Below are 16,025 nucleotides of genomic sequence, written 5' to 3' on the forward strand. Positions count from 1 at the left end.
CAACCGGCCGGTGGCAGTTCGCCCCGGCCGCAATGAAAAACGGGGGCCGAGGCCCCCGTTTTTCATTGGTTGTTCCGCGCCGTGGCCGGCCTAGCGCTTGGTGCCGTCATTCGTTGCCGGCCTGGGCATGATGAAGGCGGCGCAGGGATCGGAGCGTTCCTCCCGAGGGGAAAACCAGACCACGTCGTAGCGTTCCGGGCGGGCTTCCGGATAGTCGGCCAGGGCGTTGGCGCCGTCACGCCATTCGATCTGGCCCACGGCCAGGACCGCGGTTGCGGGCAGGCCCCGGGCGACGATCCGGGTCGGCACCCCCAGGTCGCGCCGGGCGTGGCCGTTGCCCAGGATGGCGACGGCACCGCCTTCGTCGGCGGGGCTGTCGAGCAGGGCATCGGCCAGCATGCCGTCGCGCCAGCGTTGCACCGCCGCCAGACGGCCCGCCAGTTGCCGGCCGGCTTCGCTGTCGAGCTGGCCGCAATGGCCATCGGCGACCTCCTGCCGTTGGGCCTGCTCCTGGCTGGGGCTCCAGCCCGTTTCCAGCGCCAGGAGTTGGCGTTCTTCCTTGGGAATGGCGGCAAAGCCCTGGCGGGTCACCGGTTTGGCCCGCTCCCGGGAAACGTTGCCGGCCCGGATCGGCAGGCGGTGATCCAGGGCCAGGGCCACCAGGGGGGCATAGTCGTGCCAGGACCAACCGGGCGACCAGTGGCCGGCTGCGCGTAGCGACTCGGCGCTGACCCCGGGGCGTTGCTGGATGGCGTTGAGGGCTGGCTGATGCTCGCTGTCGAACTGCTCCATCACCAGGGCCGGACGGCGTCCGGCCGCCACCATGGTGGCCAGCAGATCACGCTGGCGGCGGTGCTGCTCCCGGTTGTCGTGAACCTCGCCGAGCAGTACGTAGGGGCTGCGGACCAGCAGGGCGTCGAGCTCGGCCCGGCTGAGGGCGCGGCGGGCCCGGGTATCCCAGATCAGCTCGGGGCCGACCTGGGGGGCGCCGGCCTGGGGCGTGGCCGCCGCCGCTCCGCCGGCGGCCTGACTGGCTGGGGCCGGCAGGAGAAAGGCTACGCCCAGGGCCGCCAGCAGGGCGAAGCACTGGATTTTTTCTGCCCCGCGGATGGGAACTGGTCGGCGCAGGGGGCTGGCGCGGAGGGCGGGGTGGTGAGCGGGCATCGGAGACCTGGCGAAGAAGGGCGGCGGTGGCGCGAGCAAAACCCCGATGTGCGGTACGGCGGGGCGCGTGAGCAGATTCTAAGCCGGGCCCTGGCGGGCGGGGGCGCTGTTTTGTCACGGCGCCGTAACCCGCGCCGGGCAAGATGCGGGGCCCCCGACCGCGTTGCCGGTTCTTCGAGGAATGCCCCTCATGGTCTTTCGCCCCGCCCACCTGCTCGGCAAGTACCGGGACCTGATGCTCGCCGTGACCCTGTTCCTGATCCTGGACATGGGGGTGCTGGCCTTCAACGTGGTCACCTCGCGCCAGATCGAGGAAGACGCCGCCCGCATCAACACCGCTGGCGAACTGCGCATGCTGTCGCAGCAATTGACCAAGGCGCTGCTCACTCTGCAGCAGGAAACCCGGGACGAACTGCCGACCCAGACCAGCCTGGCGCAACTGTCCGAATCCCGGGAGGCGTTCAATGCCGCCTTGGCCAAGCTGGTGGCGGGCCAATCCGCCGGGGAGGGGAGCGCCGCCAGCGAAGGGCGGGAACTGCTCGATGCTCTGGAAAAGACCTGGCGCCCGATCGACCGGGAAGTGGCGCCGGTGCTGGGCAGCCTTGCACCCGGCATGAACGACATCGCCCCGGCCGCCACCATGGCCGTGGCACGCAACACCCGGCTGATGCAGCAGGCCGCCGACCTGACCGAATACCTGGAACAGACCGCCCTGACCAAGGCGGCCCAGATGCGCCAGATTCAGATCGTCGCCATCGGCCTGGCCTTCCTCAATTTCCTGTTCATCGTCTTCAAGTTCCTGCGCCGCTTGAATGCCAGCGACCGGCAGGCCGAGGCGGCCCGCCAGGAGACGGCGGAAATCCTCCAGACCGTGCGCGAAGGCCTGTTCCTGCTCTCCCGCGACGGTCGGGTCGGCAGCCAGCGCTCTGCCTCCTTGCCGACCCTGCTCGGCCGTCCCCTCGATGGCGGCGAGGATTTCGCCGCCCTGCTCGGCCAGCTGGTGGACGCCAAGCATGCCGAGGCGGCCCGGGATTTCATCGACCTGCTCTTCAACAAGAAGGTCAAACCCTCCCTGGTGGCCCAGCTCAACCCGCTGCACGAGGTGGAGGTGCGCGACCTGGGCGGCCAGCGCCGCGGCCCCCGCTTCCTCACCTTCGAGTTCGACCAGGTGCGTGCCGGCGAGCACGTCGGCGCCCTGCTGGTGACGGTTTTCGACGTGACGCAAAAGGTGCTGCTGGCCCGGGAACTGGCCGGGGCCGAGGCCCGCGCCGAGAGCGAGATCGGCCTGCTGTTGCAGGTGCTCGACCAGGACCCGGCCCAGGTGGCGGATTTCCTGGGGGTGGCCCGGGAACGTATCGATACCATCAACCGGGAGCTCCAGGGCGTGCGTCCGACGGCGCCGGCCTACGGCCAACTGGCCGGGCAGATCGCTCGTCTGGTGCATACCCTCAAGGGTGAGGCCGGGGCCCTGGGCCTGGCCACCGTGGAACGCCAGGCACATGCCTTCGAGGACGTGCTGGCCGACCTGCGTGGCCGCCGCGACTTGGCCGGCGACGACCTGATCCCGGTGGCGGTGGCGGTCGGCGAGCTGCTCGAACAGGTCACCCGGGTCGAGGCGATCCTGGCGCGGGTGCGCCGCTTTGCCCGGCCGGAAGCGAGCGGGACGGAACGGACCGCGGCCCCGGTGTCCCTCGCGAGGCTGCTCCAGCCCATCGAAGGCCTGGCCTTGCGTATCGCCGAGGATCTCAACCGCAAGGTGCGCCTGGAAGTGGCGGCGGCGCCCCTGCCGTCGATTCCCACCGCCCTGCGCCGGCTATTGGCGGAAGTGCTGCCCCAGCTGGTGCGCAACGCGGTGGTGCACGGCATCGAACCCGAGGATGAACGCAGCCAGGCGGGCAAGGCGCCCCACGGCACGATCCGCATCGAGGTGGCGGCCAGCGCGGGGGGCGAGGGCGGCGCCGGGGACTACACCGTCACGGTGCGCGACGACGGCCGCGGCCTGTCGCCCGAGCGGCTGCGCCGCCGCTTGGTGGAAACGGGGCTGAAGACCCCCCAGGAGGCAGCGGCGATGCGCGACGACGCGGTGCTGGCGATGATCTTCCAGCCGGGTTTCTCGTCCCTGGACGCAGCCCACCTGCATGCCGGGCGCGGTGATGGCCTGGCGGCGGTGCGCGATTCCCTCACGGCCCTGGGCGGGCGGCTGCGCATCAGCTCCCGGCCCAACGCCTTCACCGAATTCACCCTGCTGCTGAAAGCCCCATGCCCCGTCAACTGATGATCGTGGATGACTCGATGATCGTCCGCAACCGCATCGCCCGCCTGTGCAGCGACGGCCGCCTGGCTGGCCTGGCCATCGTCGCCCTGGCCGGCGACGGCGCCCAGGCCCTGGAGCTGGCCCGGGCCAAGCGCCCCGATCTGGTCACCATGGACCTGACCATGCCGCACATGGACGGCGAGGCCTGCATCGAGGCCATTGCTGCCGAGTTGCCGGACACCCGCATCCTGGTGGTCTCCGCCCTCTCCGACAAGGCCACGGCGCTGCGCGCCCTGCTCAAGGGCGCCCACGGCTTTCTGCACAAACCCTTCAAGGACGAGGATCTCGTCTGCGCCCTGACGGAGTTGATGGATTGATGCTGCACCGCGACCTGAAAGCGGAGGACATCGAGGTGTTCTCCCAGGCCCTCGTCGAGTATTTCCAGGTCACCACCGGCGAGGCTGCCCTGGTGCGCTCGGCCTACCTGCTCGATTCGGGCGAGCCGGCCCTGTGGAACGACTTCAACGGCCTGATCAACGTGACCGGCGGCTACAGGGGCTCGGTGTGTTTTTCTGCCCCCCGGGAAATGCTCTCCCACGTGCTGCTCCTGGCCGGCGAGCAGGTGTTTACCGACGAGCGCCATTCCGACATCGTCGGCGAAATCGCCAATACCCTATCGGGCCGCGCCCGGCGGCACTTTGGCGAAGGCCTGGAGATCTCCGTGCCGATCGCCTTTCCCGGCCGGGTAGCCACCGCTCCTTCGGCGGAAACCTTCACCAGCCTGCCTTTTGCCATTCCCCTGGCCTGGTACGGCTACCAGGCCGACCTGGTGGTGCGCCTCGACCGGCGCAGCTAGCGGATCCCGGCCATCGGGGCGGCGGGCCGCCGCCGTTGCAGCAGCGCCCACACCAGGTAGGCCACCACGATCAGGTTGGCCGCCAGGGTGACGAGTTTCAGCGACGACACCCCGTGGACCAGCTCATAGACCTCGATCGGCACGTATATGGCGCCGCTCACCGCGCCCAGCCATTCGGCCCAGGCCCGACCGCGCCACAGCCCGTAGGCTTCGGTAAAGCGCAGGCCGGCGTAGGCGCTGGCCAGACTGGCCAGGCCCCACAGGCGCTGGTCGGTGAGATCGGCGGCCAGGGCGAGAAAGATCCGGGGCGTGCCCCGGGCCGGGTTGAGGTGCAGATGCCCGACCAGCGCCTCGGCCAGGGCCTGGGCATCGCGATGCACCAGGGCAAGCAGTCCAAAACCGGCCAGCAGCACCAGGGCGCCCTTGAACGCTTCCATGGCGGCGATGGCGCGCAGGCCGCGCGGCAGGGGGCTCTCCATGGAGGGGCTCAATCGCGGCGCCTGGCCATGTGCAGCATATGCAGGGTGATCTTGCGCACCTCCTGCTTGCTCAGATCGATGTGGGCCTTGATCAGGTACTCGGCATCGGCGGCACGACGTTGAAGCACGGCGCGCAGGATGGCACCGTGCTCGTCGTAGGTGGCGGCAATGCGCGGCTCCTGGGTGAAGTCGAGGCGACGGATGATGCGGATCTTGTCGGTCACCTCGCGGTGGATGCGCGCCAACTCCGGGTTGCCGACGGCGGCCACCAGGCCGCTGTGGAAAGCCTCGTCCAGGTCGGCTACCGCCTGGTGGTCGTCGAGGCGTTCCTCGGGCGGCACCAGCCAGGCGGCCTTGAGGCTGTCCAGCGCGGCCGGGTCGGCAGGCCCGGCCTGGTCGCACAGGCGGCGCAGGGCCGCCTGTTCGAGAATGATGCGTACGTCGTAGAGTGCGTCGAAGTGGTCGAAGTCGAGAGGGCGCACCTGCCAGCCGCTACGGAAATGCACGGCGAGGAGGCCTTCCCGCTCCAGGCGGTAGAGGGCCTGGCGCACTGGGGTGCGGCTGGCGCCGGTACGGGCGGCCACCTCGCTTTCGGTAAAGCGGTCGCCTGGGAGCAGGCGAAAGTCGGCGATGTCGTCCTTGATCCGGGCATACACCCGCTCGGCCAGGTTCTCCGGGCGGGGACGCGGGCCGGTGGCCGCGGGGCGGGATGTCGTCTCTTCCATGGTTGGATTCCGGGCAATGGGTCGGGCAATGCCTGAGGGCTGGCAGCGTCTTGGTGCGATGCCTTTGGGGTAAGCCTACGCCAACCCGGCGTAGCGGGGGAGGCAGTACGAGCCGGCCTCCCCGCGCCGCCGCCGGATCAGGCGTTCATCTCGCGCTTGAATACCTCCAGGGTGTGGGCCTTGACCCGGACGAACTCGGGGTGGCTCATCACCTCGGCGCTGCGCGGCCGGGGCAGGTCGAAGGGCACGATCTCGGCGATGCTGGTGGGCCGGCGGGTCAGCAACAGAATCTGGTCGGCGAGAAACACCGCATCCTCCAGGTCGTGGGAGACGATCAGCATGGTCACCCCGGTAGCCAGCTGGACTTCCTGCAGCTTGTCGCGGATGAACAGGGTCATCTCGAAGTCCAGGGCCGAGAAGGGCTCGTCGAGGAACATCACCTCCGGCTTGGGCGCCAGGGCACGCATGATGCACACCGTTTGCTGCTGCCCGCCTGACAGCTCGTAGGGATAGCGGGACAGGTCGAAGCGGATCTCGAACTGGGCGATCAACTCCTCGACCCGGGCCTCCACCTCGGCCTTCTTCATGCCGCGCCGGATCAGCGGGTAGGCGATGTTGTCCCGGGCGGTCAGCCAGGGGAACAGGGCGTCCCGGTAGTTCTGGAAGACGTAGCCGATGGTGGTGTCCTTGAGCAGCTTGCCGTCGAACAGGATTTCGCCGTCGTCGATGGGGATCAGGCCGGCGACCATGTTCATCAGGGTCGATTTGCCGCAGCCGTTGGGGCCGAATACCGAGACGATGCGTCCCCGGGGCAGGTCCAGGTCGAGACCGGAGTAGAGGGGGTGGCCGGCGAAGGACTTCTTCAGACCACGGATGGTGACGTGGGTGCCGGGGGCTGCGGGCTGCACCGCCAGGGGCGCCAGCGCAGGGGCTGGTGCGAAGGGATGGACGAGCTGGTTCATGCTTTTCCGCTCCAGTGGACGATCTTCTTTTCGATCAGCAGGAAGCCCAGGTTGAGGAAGTACCCCAGGGCGCCGGTGACTAGGATGGAGGTGTACATGTCCTTGACGTTGAACACCTGCTGGGCGTCGATGATGCGGTGGCCCAGGCCGGTCTCGGAGCCGATGAACATCTCGGCGACGATGACGATCACCAAGGCCATGGATACTCCGGTACGCAGACCGACGAAGGTCTGGGCCAGGCTCTCCATGAGCATCACGTCCTTGAACACGTGCCAGGACGAGACCCCCATCACCTGGGCCGCCATGACCCGGGTCTTCTTGGCGTTCATCACCCCGTAGGCGCTGTTGAACAGGATCACCAGCACAGCCGCGAAGGCAGCGATGGCGATCTTGTTCACGTCGGTGATGCCGAAGATCAGCAAGAACAGCGGGATCAGGGCCGACGAGGGGGTGGAACGGAAGAAGTCGATGACGAACTCGACGCTGCGGTAGAGCCGTTCGCTGCTGCCCAGGGCCACTCCCAGGGGCACCCCGATCACCGCGGCGATACCGAAGGAGACCAGGGTGCGGTACACCGTCGCCCCCAGGTCCGGGGTCAGGCTGTTGTTGCCGAGGATGGTCACCAGGTGGCCGAGGGTGTCGCCGGGAGGCGGCAGGAGGATCGGGTTGATCCACTTGGCGCTGACGGCCAGTTGCCAGACGGCAAACAGCAGGAGCGGCCCGATCACGGGCAACAGCCGTTGGCGCAGGGGCGATGTCATGAGGGTCATGATGGTTCTCACAGGTAATGGGGGCGGGACGGCGGGGGCGGCCTCAACCCTGGTAGATGAGGGGCTTCACCGCCAGCGGGGCCGAGAAGATCTTGCGTTCGGCCAGCACGTCGAAGTACTTCTGGAAGTAATCGAGGTCGCTCGGCTTGAACTGGTTGTGCATGACGAAGCCGGGCAGGGGCACTTCCTTGACCAGGGCCTCCTCGATGCCGGTGAAACCGTCCAGGTGCTGGCGCACTTCCGCCGGCTTGGCCAGGATCAGTTCCACCGCTTTTGCGTAGGCCGCCACGTACTTGCGTGCTTCCGCCGGACGCTCCTTGAGGAAGGCGGTGGTGAGAGTGGCTGCGCCACCAAACCAGGGCGCCTCGGCATTGCCCAGCACGTACTTCGAGATCACCCCGGTTTCCAGGGTGCGGGCCATGCCCTTCAGCCGGCCGATGGTGCCGGTGGGTTCCAGGGCATAGACCCCGTCCACCTGCCCCGCCGCCAGAGCGGCCAGGTGCTGGCCGACGGGCAACTCGGTGACCTTGGCGTTGGGATAACCGTTCTTCTCGAGAATGATCTTGGTCAGGGTCACGTTCTGAATGCCCGGGCCCGTGGCGATGCGTTTGCCCGCCAGGTCGGCGATGCTTTTGGCCGGGCTGTTCATGGGTACTAGGAACTCGTCGAGCACCAGCTTGTGGTTGGATGGGTTGGAGCAAATGATCTTGAGCAGGTTGGGGGAGGTCAGCTCGGCCAGCCCGAGGATGCCGGTGGCGGTACCGTTGGCCGAGCCCTGGATGCGGCCGGCCACCATGGCCTCGCCGATCTGCTGCGGGCTGGCGAACTTGACCCCCTCGACGTTGAGCCCGGCTTCCTTGAAGAAGCCCCGTTCCAGGGCCACGTACAGGGGCAGGCCGCCGACGATCGGGTAATAGCCGATGGTGATCTTGTCGCCGGGGGCCGCCAGGGCCGGGGTGGACAGGCTCAGGCCGCTGGCGGCCAGGGCCGACAGGGCAGCGGCCTGGCCGAGGAAGCGGCGGCGGCCAGGCTGGAGCGGCGTGGCGGCATCCAGGTCGAGGGCCAGATTGGCAGCGGGGGAGGCAATGGTCTTCATGGTCGTTCCTTTCGGGAGAGAGGCGAAGGTGAAAGCGGGAAAGGGGTCAGGCAGCGAGTGAAGCCGCTGGCGCCGCAGTGGCCGTGCCGGCTAGGAAGGCACGCCAACCGCCGTAGGCGGTGATGTCGCGGGCCCCGGCCAGGGCCCAGGGTTCGCAGATGAAGCCCTTCACCTGGCGGCCGTCTTCCAGGGTCAGGGTGCCGATGCCCAGGGGCGGTGGCACCTCGGCGACGAAGGTGGCGAAGCCGGCGATGGGCACGTCCCACAGCTCCACCTCGATCGCAGCCCCGCCACCGGCCTCAGTACGCGCCAGGCCCGGCTTGGCCGGCACGGTGTCGGCCAGGGCATAGAGGCGGTAGTCGGGGGCGGTGCGGCAGCGTTCCGCCAGGGTGGCGCCCCGGCTGGTCAGCTGGGGGTTGAGGGGCATGCCCGACAGATGGGCGCCGACCACCGCCAGGCGGATGGTGGCCGGGGCGGCGGGGGGCAACGGGAGGCGCTCGGCCGGCAGGGGGCGTCCGGTGGCGCCCAGGGGCAAAGCTAACCCGGCCTGCCAGCGGGCACCCAGGCGGGCCAGGGCATGGTCGCACCAGGCCAGGCCGATCAGGCTGATGCCGGCGGGCAGGCCGTCGTCGCGCAGGGCCGCGGGCAGGGCCAGGGCCGCCAGGTCGGCCAGGTTGGTGAAGTTGGTGTAGATGCCGAGGCGCGAGTTGAGGGCCACCGGGTCGGCCTCCACCGCGGCGATGGTGTAGTGGGTCGGAGCGGTCGGCACCAGCAGGGCGTCGAAACCGGCCAGGGCGTCCTGGATGGTGCGGGCCAGTTCGGCGCGCCGGTATTCGGCCTTGAAGGCGTCGGCGGCGGAGTAGCGCACCGCTCCTTCGAGGATGCCCCGTACTACCGGGTGCACCGCCTCGGGACGGGAGGCGAGCAGGATCTCGGCGGCGGCGAAGCGCTCCGCCACCCAGGGGCCCTGATAAAGCAGGGCGGCCAGTTCGCTGAAGGGGGCAAAGTCGATCGGCACTATCTCGGCTCCCAGCTCCTGCCAGCGCGCCATGGCGGCGCGGAAGGCGGCCTCAGCCCGGGCATCGCCGAAGAACTCCAGGGTGTCGGGCACGGCCAGGCGGATCGGGGCGGCGGCGGCCGCTGCGGCTGCCAGGGCCGGGCGGGAGTAGGCATCGGCCGCGTCGTAGCCCCCGGCAATATCGGCCACCAGCAGGGCGTCCTCCACCGTCAGGGCGAACACCGAAACGCAATCCACGGTGCGGCAGGCCGGTACTACGCCGTGACTGCTTAGCCAGCCCCGGGTCGGCTTGAGGCCGACGATGTTGTTGAACGAGGCCGGCACCCGGCCGGAGCCGGCGGTATCGGTGCCCAGGGCGAAGGGCACCAGCCCCCGGGCCACCACCGAAGCCGAGCCGGAGCTGGAGCCGCCGCTGACATAGCGCGAATCGAAGGCGCAGGGCACCGCGCCGTGGGGCGAGCGGGTGCCCACCAGACCCGTGGCGAACTGGTCCAGGTTGGTCTTGCCCACCACCAGGGCCCCGGCGGCGCGCAGCCGGGCCACTACGGTGGCATCGGTGGCGGGTTGGTAGGCAAACTCCGGACAGGCGGCGGTGGTCGGCCAGCCGGCCACATCAATGTTGTCTTTGGCAGCGAAGGGAATGCCGTACAGCGGCAAGCGGCTCAGATCCCCGTCCACCGCGGCGAGCCGGGCGTCGAGGTCGGTGAGCAGGGCGTCGCTGCGGGCGGCATCCAGGCGGCTGATCCAGGCCGTATCGGCGGCCCCCTTGGCATGTGCGGCCACCAGGGCGGTCAGGACATCCCGGGCCTGCAGGCGGCCGCTGCGGTAGGCGGCTTGCCAGTCGGTGATGGTCCAGCCGGGCGAGGGGAAGCAGGTAGTGGACATGTGTGAATCCTCACTTGGATACAAGATCGTGAGGAACACACAGCAAACCGGATGCCAGGTTGCGGTCAGGAAAGTAAGCTGGACCGGCTTCTGCCTTTATTTCATATGGTTATGTTTTTTAAAAACCATTCGGCATGGTTTGGAATGCTGGTGGCCATTGTGGGCAAGGGGGCCCACCGACGTCGCGGGCGCACCGACATGGTGCCTTGAGGCGTGGGGCGGCACAGCCGTGAGGCGCGGGACGGGGTAATGCGGGGGGGGGGGAGGCGGATGAGGTGTGGGGTAGGGGCGTGGTCTCCCCGACAGGAATCGAACCTGTATTTAGCGCTTAGGAGGCGCTCGTTCTATCCATTGAACTACGGAGAGGGAAGCCGGAGACCGACGCGGCGCGTATTGTAGCCGCGCGGGGCAGCCGGGCAAAATGCCGCGGCCGGGGAACCGGCGGGGGTGGCACCGGTCCTTTCTTGGAGACGACCGCGAACCGCCCCCGAACCGCCCTTGAACCTTTTCACCGCTGACCGGACTTTGTCATGAAACCCCTCATTCTTGCCCTGGTCGTTCTGGCCGGCGTCTTCCTCGCCTTTCGCGTCGCCGCAGCCGACAAGGCGCCCCGTGCGCCGGAAAGTGGCGATCCAGCGCCGGACTTCATCCTGCCCGATGCCGCGGGGACCCCGGTGGCGTTGCAGAGCTTCCGCGGCCGTTGGGTGGTGCTCTACTTCTATCCCAAGGACGACACCCCGGGCTGCACCGAGGAGGCCTGCCAGTTTCGCGACGACTGGGCCCAATTGCAGGCCCTGGGTGTTCAGGTGCTGGGGGTGAGCGTGGACGATTCGGCCTCCCACGCCGCCTTTGCCAAGAAGCACGGGCTGCCTTTTCCTTTGCTCGCCGACGTCGGCGGCACCGTGGCCAAGGCCTATGGCGCTTACGCCGACTGGGTGGTGTTCAAGTTTGCCAAGCGCTACACCTTCCTAATTTCCCCCGACGGGCGCATCGCCCGGACCTACCTCAAGGTCGATACCTCGAAGCACAGCACCGAGGTGATCGCCGACCTCAAGCAATTGACCGGGCGCAACTGAGGCGCCGTCTTCCATTTCGTTGCCATCCCACGCCCCCAGGGCACCTTCGGGTGCCCTTTTGTTTGGTGAAAGACGCTGTTAATGGTCTAAAAATAAGTTGAATCAGCTTTGATTTGGAAAAAACGCAGCGATAGATTTTGAGTGCGACACGGGCGCGATTTTTCCGGGATTTCCCGCCCAATCGCGGCCCTGTTACTGGGCCCCGCGCCGATGCTCGATCGCCCTCCATCCATGGTCGTCACCTCCTGCCCATGACCCGATTCGACACTATCGACCTCGCCATCCTGGACGCCCTGCAACAGGATGGGCGCATCACCAACGTGGCCCTGGCCAAGAAGGTGGGCCTCAGTCCGACGCCCTGCGTCGAACGGGTGAAGACCCTCGAAGCCGCCGGGGTGATCGCCGGCTATGCCGCCCGGCTGAGCGCCGAGCCGCTCGGCCTGGGCCTGCTGGTGTACATCGAGATTTCCATCGACCGCACCTCCCAGCGCGCCTTCGAGGACTTCCGCCGCGCCGTGGTAACGATTCCCGAAGTGCAGGAATGCCACATGGTGGCCGGTAGCTTCGATTACCTGCTCAAGGTGCGGGTGCCCGACATGGCTGCCTACCGCATCTTCCTGGGCGATGTCCTGTCGCGCCTGCCGGGCATCCGCGAAACCCACAGCTACCCGGTCATGGAGGTGGTCAAGGAATCGTCCCTGCTCGGCCTGAACCCCCTCAAGGCCCAGGCCCGTCGCGGCACCTGAGGTTGCTCCCGGGCCCAACTCCTTCCACGCCGACCACCGCCATCCACTCTCGTCGCTGCCACCGAGACCGCCATGCCTGCCGACCCTTCCCCGCCCCCGGCCGCCACGCCCCAAACGGCGCCTTCGTCCCCCGACCTGGAGCGCTTGCGCCAGGCCATCGCCGCCCTGCACCGTCGCGACGAGGCGGCCTGCGTCGCCGCCCTGGCTGCCGAGGCCGGCCCGGTGTTCGCGCCCCTGCGCCCGGCCATCGCGGTGGCGGCCGAGGCCCTGGTGACGGCGGTGCGTGCCCAGCGCAGCGGTGCCAGCGGGGTGGACAGCCTGATGCAGGAGTTCTCCCTGTCGAGCCAGGAAGGCATCGCCCTGATGTGCCTGGCCGAGGCCTTGCTGCGCATCCCCGACCAAGCCACCGCCGACCGCCTCGTCCGCGACAAGATCGGCCGGGGCGACTGGCAGGCCCATCTGGGCCACAGCCCGTCCCTGTTCGTCAATGCCGCGGCCTGGGGGCTGATGATCACCGGCAAGCTGATTGCCCCGGTCGGCACCGGGGCGCTCAGCGGCGCCCTGACCCGTTTGATCGCCCGGGGCGGCGAGCCCCTCGTTCGCCGCGGTGTCGATTTCGCCATGCGCCTGCTCGGCCAGCAGTTCGTCCTTGGCTGCACCATCGCCGAGGCCCTGGAGCGCAGCCGCGAAGCCCAGGGGCGCGGCTATGCCCACTCCTACGACATGCTCGGCGAAGCCGCCCTGACCGCCGCCGATGCCGGGCGCTACACCGCCGCCTACACCGCCGCCATCCACGCCATCGGCCGCGCCGCCCAGGCCCATGGGCCCCGCGGCGCCACGGCCGGGCCGGGCATCTCGATCAAGCTCTCGGCCCTGCACCCCCGTTACACCACCCTCCAGCGCGACCGGGTGATGGCCGAATTGCTGCCCCGGCTGCGCGACCTGGCTGCCCTGGCGCGCCACTACGACCTGGGCCTCAACATCGACGCCGAAGAGGCGGACCGGCTCGACCTGTCCCTCGACCTGTTCACCGCCCTGGCCGCCGACCCGGCCCTGGCCGACTGGGACGGCCTGGGCTTTGTCGTCCAGGCCTACCAGAAACGGGCCCCGGCAGTGGTCGACTACCTCATCCAGCTGGCCCGCCACCACGGCCGGCGGCTGATGGTGCGCCTGGTCAAGGGGGCCTACTGGGACAGCGAGATCAAGCGCGCCCAGGTCGACGGCCTGGCCGACTACCCGGTCTATACGCGCAAGGCCCACACCGACCTGGCCTACCTGGCCTGCGCCCGGCGCCTGCTTGTCGCCGCCGCCGAGGGGCGGATCTATCCCCAGTTCGCCACCCACAACGCCCATACCGTGGCCGCCGTGGCGGCCCTGGCCGAGCGGCTGCAGGTGAGCGATCGGGACGACTACGAATTCCAGTGCCTGCACGGCATGGGCGAGACCCTCTACGACCGGGTGGCCGGGGCGGCGCGCCGTTGCCGCATCTACGCCCCGGTGGGCAGCCACGAGACCCTGTTGCCCTACCTGGTGCGGCGCCTGCTGGAAAACGGCGCCAATTCGTCGTTCGTGCACCGCCTGGTGGACGAGGCGGTGAGCGTGGCCGAGCTGGTGGCGGACCCGTTGCTCGCGGTTCAGACCACCGGGGGCTTGCCCCATCCCGGGGTGGTGGCGCCGGCGGCCCTGTTTGCCGGCTTGGCCCATCGCCGGGGCAATTCGGCCGGGCTGGACCTGGCCAGTCCCTGGGAGCTGGCCGCCACCGCCCTGGCCCAGCGCCAGCTGGAAAGCCGGCGCTGGCAGGCCGCGCCCTGCCTGGCGGAGAAAGGCGCGCCCCCGGGTCCCGTGCACCTAGTGCGCAACCCGGCCCGCCGCGACGAGGTCGTCGGCGAGGTGCGGGAGGCCAGCGCTGCCGAGGTGGAACGGGCCCTGGCCACCGCCACTGCTGCGGCCCCGAGGTGGCGCGGGACCGCTCCGGCGGCCCGGGACATCCTGCTCGACCGGGCCGCCGACCTGCTCGAAGCCGAGCGCCCCGCCTTGTTTTCCCTGGCCGTGCGGGAAGCCGGCAAGACCTGGGGCAACGCCGTCGCCGAGGTGCGCGAGGCAGTGGATTTCTGCCGCTACTACGCCGCCGAATTGCGCGGCGGAGCCGTTGCCGCCGAGGCCTGGGCGCCCTACGGGGCGGGGCCGGTGGTGTGCATCAGCCCGTGGAATTTCCCTCTGGCGATCTTCGTCGGCCAGATCAGCGCGGCCCTGGCCGCCGGCCATCCGGTCATCGCCAAACCGGCCGAGCAGACCCCCCTGATGGCTGCGGCGGCAGTGGCGTTGCTGCACCGGGCCGGCATCCCCCGGGACGTGCTGCAACTGCTGCCGGGCCCCGGCGAAACCGTCGGGGCGGCCCTGGTGGCCGATCCCCGGGTGGCCGGGGTGGTGTTCACCGGCTCCACCGAGGTGGCCCGCCTGATCCAGGCCAGCCTGGCCCGGCGCGGTGGCGGGGGCGAGGTGCCCCTGATCGCCGAAACCGGCGGGCAGAACGCCCTGATCGTCGATTCCTCGGCCCTGCCCGAACAGGTGGTGCAGGATGTGCTCGCTTCGGCCTTCGACAGCGCCGGGCAGCGCTGTTCGGCCCTGCGCGTGCTGTGCCTGCAGGACGAGATCGCCACGCCGCTGCTGGCCATGCTCACGGGCGCCCTGCAGGAGCTGGCCTGCGGCGATCCGGCCGACCCGGCCCGGGACATCGGCCCGGTCATCGACGCCGAGGCCCAAGCGCGGCTGGAGGCCCACGTCGCCGCACTGGCCGCCGCCGGCTGCCCGGTCGTGCGCCTGCCCCTCGCCCCGGAATGTGCCGCCGGTACCTTCGTCGCGCCGACCCTGATCGAGATCGACCGCCTCGACCGGTTGCCTGGCGAAGTGTTCGGCCCGGTGCTGCACGTGCTGCGCTACCGGGCGGCGGAACTGCCCCAGCTGGTGGCCGCCATCAACGCCACCGGCTACGGCTTGACCTTCGGCCTGCACAGCCGCATCGACGCCACCGTGGCGACGCTGACCCGTCAGGTGCGCGCCGGCAACCACTACGTCAATCGCAACATCGTCGGCGCCGTGGTCGGGGTCCAGCCCTTCGGCGGCGAAGGGCTCTCCGGCACCGGCCCCAAGGCGGGCGGGCCGTTGTACCTGCAGCGGCTGGGCGGCGCCCGCCAGGTGGCGCCCAGCCTGCTCCACGGCGCGGCGGTGCGGGTCACGCGCCGGGACGATTCCGCCCTGGCGCCGTGCCAGGCGCTGGCGGCCTGGGGACAGTCCCTTCTGCCGGCGGAGCCGGCAGGGGGGGCTGGGGGGAGGGAAGGGCTCATCGGCGCAGATGGTGCGGACAGTGCGGACAGTGCCGAGCATCCGGACGCCGCGGTTGCGGAAACCTTGCCTGCGCGCTGCCGCCGCTACCTGGCGCTGTCGCTGCTGCCGTGGCGCCTGGAGCTGCCCGGCCCCACCGGCGAAGCCAATACGTTGAGCTTTGTCCCCCGGGGCCGGGTCGGCTGCGTGGCGGCCACGGCGGATGGCCTGCTCGTTCAACTGGCGGCGGTGCTGGCCACGGGCAACGTCGCGGTGCTGGCGGACAACGCCCCGGCCCGGGCCCTGCGCCCGCGCTTGCCCGCCGCGTTGCTGGCCCGGGTGGAGGTGGCGACGCTGGAGCCCTCGGCAGCATTGGAACCCCAGGCATCTCCGGCGATGGCCGGCCAAGCGCCAGGACTGGCCGCCCTGTTGGTTGAGGGCCCCCCGGAATTCCTGGGCGCCTGGCGCCGGACCGTGGCGGCCTGGCCGGGGGCCATCGTGCCGGTGCTGGGGCCGGACGAGGCGGGCGACTATCCGCTCTACCGGCTGGTGACCGAGCGGGTGGTGAGCATCAACACCGCCGCCGCCGGGGGCAACGCCGCCCTGATGGCCCTGGGGGCGTGAGCCTTACGTCCGCGGCCCGCTGCCGGCCGGTGGCAGGGATGGCGGAGCC

At 69.8% G+C, this 16,025-nt stretch carries 13 protein-coding genes and 1 tRNA gene; 6 read left to right on the forward strand and 8 right to left on the reverse strand.

Annotated elements, in window-relative coordinates; all coding sequences use genetic code 11:
- Positions 1-90: 90 nt before the first annotated feature.
- Positions 91-1,164 (reverse strand): ChaN family lipoprotein, encoded by a 1,074-nt coding sequence (locus OTERR_RS04940; RefSeq protein WP_149425038.1) that lies wholly within the window; start codon positions 1,162-1,164, stop codon positions 91-93.
- 190 nt (positions 1,165-1,354) lie between these two features.
- Here OTERR_RS04940 and OTERR_RS04945 point away from each other — a divergent pair, with 190 nt between their 5' ends.
- The 3 genes from OTERR_RS04945 to OTERR_RS04955 are packed head-to-tail and all read left to right on the forward strand — an operon-like array spanning position 1,355 to position 4,274.
- Positions 1,355-3,439 carry a type IV pili methyl-accepting chemotaxis transducer N-terminal domain-containing protein gene (locus OTERR_RS04945; RefSeq protein ID WP_187775310.1) on the forward strand — a complete coding sequence of 695 codons (2,085 nt, stop codon included), beginning with the start codon at positions 1,355-1,357 and terminating at the stop codon, positions 3,437-3,439.
- The gene (locus tag OTERR_RS04950; protein ID WP_149425040.1) at positions 3,424-3,795 is read left to right on the forward strand and encodes a response regulator transcription factor; all 372 of its coding nucleotides are present in this window, start codon (positions 3,424-3,426) and stop codon (positions 3,793-3,795) included. The genes OTERR_RS04945 and OTERR_RS04950 overlap by 16 nt, the downstream gene beginning before the upstream one ends.
- Positions 3,795-4,274, forward strand: a complete 480-nt coding sequence (locus tag OTERR_RS04955; RefSeq protein WP_149425041.1) for a chemotaxis protein CheX — start codon at positions 3,795-3,797, stop codon at positions 4,272-4,274. The genes OTERR_RS04950 and OTERR_RS04955 overlap by 1 nt, the downstream gene beginning before the upstream one ends.
- Here OTERR_RS04955 and OTERR_RS04960 read toward each other — a convergent pair.
- The 7 genes from OTERR_RS04960 to OTERR_RS04990 form a co-directional block, all read right to left on the reverse strand.
- Positions 4,271-4,753, reverse strand: a complete 483-nt coding sequence (locus OTERR_RS04960) for a DUF2127 domain-containing protein (RefSeq protein ID WP_149425042.1) — start codon at positions 4,751-4,753, stop codon at positions 4,271-4,273. The genes OTERR_RS04955 and OTERR_RS04960 overlap by 4 nt on opposite strands.
- 8 nt (positions 4,754-4,761) lie before the next feature.
- Positions 4,762-5,478 carry a GntR family transcriptional regulator gene (locus OTERR_RS04965; protein ID WP_149425043.1) on the reverse strand — a complete coding sequence of 239 codons (717 nt, stop codon included), beginning with the start codon at positions 5,476-5,478 and terminating at the stop codon, positions 4,762-4,764.
- Positions 5,479-5,615: 137 nt separating this feature from the next.
- Entirely contained in the window at positions 5,616-6,440 is an 825-nt protein-coding gene (locus OTERR_RS04970) for an ABC transporter ATP-binding protein (protein ID WP_054622293.1), read from the reverse strand.
- A complete protein-coding gene (locus tag OTERR_RS04975; protein ID WP_223116003.1) occupies positions 6,437-7,210 on the reverse strand; it encodes an ABC transporter permease in 774 nt (257 codons plus the stop codon). Before OTERR_RS04975 ends, OTERR_RS04970 begins: the two co-directional genes overlap by 4 nt.
- A gap of 43 nt (positions 7,211-7,253) precedes the next feature.
- Complete coding sequence (locus tag OTERR_RS04980) at positions 7,254-8,306, reverse strand: ABC transporter substrate-binding protein (RefSeq protein WP_082397286.1); 1,053 nt, start codon at positions 8,304-8,306, stop codon at positions 7,254-7,256.
- A 46-nt stretch (positions 8,307-8,352) separates the two neighbouring features.
- A complete protein-coding gene (atzF, locus tag OTERR_RS04985) occupies positions 8,353-10,209 on the reverse strand; it encodes an allophanate hydrolase (RefSeq protein WP_149425044.1) in 1,857 nt (618 codons plus the stop codon).
- A gap of 291 nt (positions 10,210-10,500) precedes the next feature.
- Positions 10,501-10,575 (reverse strand) — tRNA-Arg (locus OTERR_RS04990).
- Between the two features lie 164 nt (positions 10,576-10,739).
- On the opposite strand from OTERR_RS04990, the gene OTERR_RS04995 reads away from it, so the two are divergent.
- From OTERR_RS04995 to putA, 3 genes are all read left to right on the forward strand, one after another.
- Entirely contained in the window at positions 10,740-11,285 is a 546-nt protein-coding gene (locus OTERR_RS04995; protein ID WP_054622295.1) for a peroxiredoxin, read from the forward strand.
- A gap of 251 nt (positions 11,286-11,536) precedes the next feature.
- On the forward strand, positions 11,537-12,031 hold the full coding sequence (locus OTERR_RS05000; protein WP_149425045.1) for an Lrp/AsnC ligand binding domain-containing protein: 495 nt from the start codon (positions 11,537-11,539) through the stop codon (positions 12,029-12,031).
- Between the two features lie 72 nt (positions 12,032-12,103).
- Positions 12,104-15,976, forward strand: a complete 3,873-nt coding sequence (gene putA / locus OTERR_RS05005; RefSeq protein ID WP_149425046.1) for a bifunctional proline dehydrogenase/L-glutamate gamma-semialdehyde dehydrogenase PutA — start codon at positions 12,104-12,106, stop codon at positions 15,974-15,976.
- Positions 15,977-16,025: the final 49 nt, after the last annotated feature.

The sequence above is a fragment of the Oryzomicrobium terrae genome (assembly GCF_008274805.1).
Classification (GTDB): domain Bacteria; phylum Pseudomonadota; class Gammaproteobacteria; order Burkholderiales; family Rhodocyclaceae; genus Oryzomicrobium; species Oryzomicrobium terrae.